The 2302-nt window shown below is 50.1% G+C and carries 1 protein-coding gene; it reads left to right on the top strand.

Annotated elements, in window-relative coordinates:
• Positions 1 to 2302: DNA gyrase subunit A (gene gyrA, locus PX484_RS08615; protein ID WP_288103474.1), on the top strand; the 2302-nt coding region annotated here is incomplete at both ends.

Here is a 2302-nt window from a genome sequence, read left to right as displayed (position 1 = left end):
GCCTTGCCCGACGCTAGGGACGGACTGAAACCCGTACACCGGCGCATTCTTTATGCGATGTACGAACTAGGATTAACCCCCGATCGCCCCTTCCGGAAATGCGCTAGAGTCGTCGGGGAAGTATTAGGAAAATACCACCCCCACGGGGATACTGCTGTTTACGATGCTCTCGTCCGCATGGCCCAGGATTTCTCCATGCGCGATCCCCTGATTAACGGTCATGGTAACTTCGGATCGATCGATAACGATCCCCCGGCGGCCATGCGTTATACCGAGTGTCGTCTGCACACCCTGGCCACTAACGCCCTACTACAGGATATAGAGTCAGAAACCGTCGATTTCGCCGATAACTTCGATGGTTCCCAACAGGAACCCGTGGTTTTACCCTCTAGAGTCCCACAACTGCTAATTAATGGCTCATCGGGCATCGCCGTCGGTATGGCCACCAATATCCCCCCCCACAACCTGGCCGAGATTATCGATGGAACCGTTGCCCTCATCCATAACCCGGATCTCACCGATACGGAATTACAGCGTTATATCCCAGGGCCGGACTTTCCCACCGGGGGGCATATCCTTGGCAGAGACGGTATTCAGGAAGCTTACACCACCGGCCGGGGTTCTATTACCCTGCGGGGAGTCGCCTCCTTTGAAACCATCGAACAAAGGGGAAGACCCGATCGAGATGCTATTATTATCACCGAACTGCCCTATCAAACCAATAAAGCGGCATTAATCGAAAAAATCGCCGATTTGGTCAATGATCGCAAAATAGACGGTATTTCCGATGTGCGGGACGAAAGCGATCGCGACGGCATCCGGGTGGTGATCGAACTGAAACGGGATGCCTATCCCCGCGTCGTCCTCAACAATCTTTATAAACAAACGCCCCTCCAGTCCAATTTTGGGGCGAATATGTTGGCATTAGTCGATAACGAACCGAGATTACTGACTTTAAGGGAGTTTCTCCGGGTTTTCCTCGATTTTCGCCTAGAAGTTATCACCCGTCGTACCCGTTATGAACTCCGCAAGGCCGAGGAAAGAGATCATCTCCTTCAGGGTTTACTAATTGCCCTCGCTAGTCTCGATGCAGTCATTGCCCTGATTCGCAGTGCTGCCGACACAGCTAGTGCAAAAGAGGGATTAGTGCAGAATTTTGGTCTTTCAGAGGTGCAAGCGGACGCAATCCTACAAATGCAGCTGCGACGGTTAACCGCCCTAGAATCGGAGAAAATTCAGCAAGAACACGGGGAATTACTGACAAAAATCGGCGATCTTCAGGATATTTTAGCCAGAAAAGAACGCATCGACAGCATTATCGAGGAAGAACTGCAACAGATCAAAACGATTCACTCTACCCCCCGTCGCACTCATATTGAACAACGGGAAGGAGAAATCGCCGAAACTGACCTGATTGCCAACGAACAGGCCTTAATTCTCGTCACCGAACAGGGTTACATCAAAAGAATGCCCGTTAATACCTTTGAGTCCCAAAATCGGGCAACAAGGGGCAAAGCTGGCGCAAAAATGAAAGAAGACGACGGCATCGATCACTTTATCACCTGCCGCGATCACGATAGCGTCCTCTTTTTCACCGATCGCGGGGTTGTCTATAGTCTCAATGCCTATCATATCCCCACCGGTTCGCGTACCGCTCGCGGCGTTCCCATCGTGCAACTGTTAGAGATTCCCAAAGGGGAGAAAATTACCTCGGTGGTGGCAGTCAGCGAGTTCAGCGAGGATAATTACCTGATTATGCTCACACAAAAGGGATTTATCAAGAAAACCGCCCTCGCTGCCTTTAGTAATATTCGATCGAACGGTTTAATCGCCATTTCTCTCGAAGACGGTGATCAACTACGTTGGGTTCGCTTGGCTAAAGAGGAAGATAGCGTCATTATCGGTTCTCGTCAGGGGATGGCCATTCATTTTAAGGCCGATAGTCAACAATTGCGCTCCTTGGGAAGGGCAACTAAAGGCGTAAAATCGATGAAATTGCGCTCAGGTGACGAATTAATTAGTATGGACATCCTGCCTAGTCAAATTGTCGCCCAAATCGCTGAATCTAACGAAGAAGAAACCGAGGACGAAAGCGAAGAAATTAACCCCGAAGTGGCTAATAATGGCCCCTGGGTGTTAGCGATTACCATGGCAGGACTAGGAAAACGGGTTCCCGTTACCCTCCTACGTCTGCAAAATCGGGCGGGATTAGGAGTCAGAGTGATTAAATTCCGCAAAAAGAACGATAAATTAGCGGCTCTGCACGTTGTTAACCCCCACGAGGAATTTATGATTATCACCG

This window comes from Microcystis sp. M49636_WE2 (genome assembly GCF_030065375.1).
GTDB classification, from domain to species: domain Bacteria; phylum Cyanobacteriota; class Cyanobacteriia; order Cyanobacteriales; family Microcystaceae; genus Microcystis; species Microcystis aeruginosa_C.
This window is presented reverse-complemented; position numbering and strand designations above follow the sequence as displayed.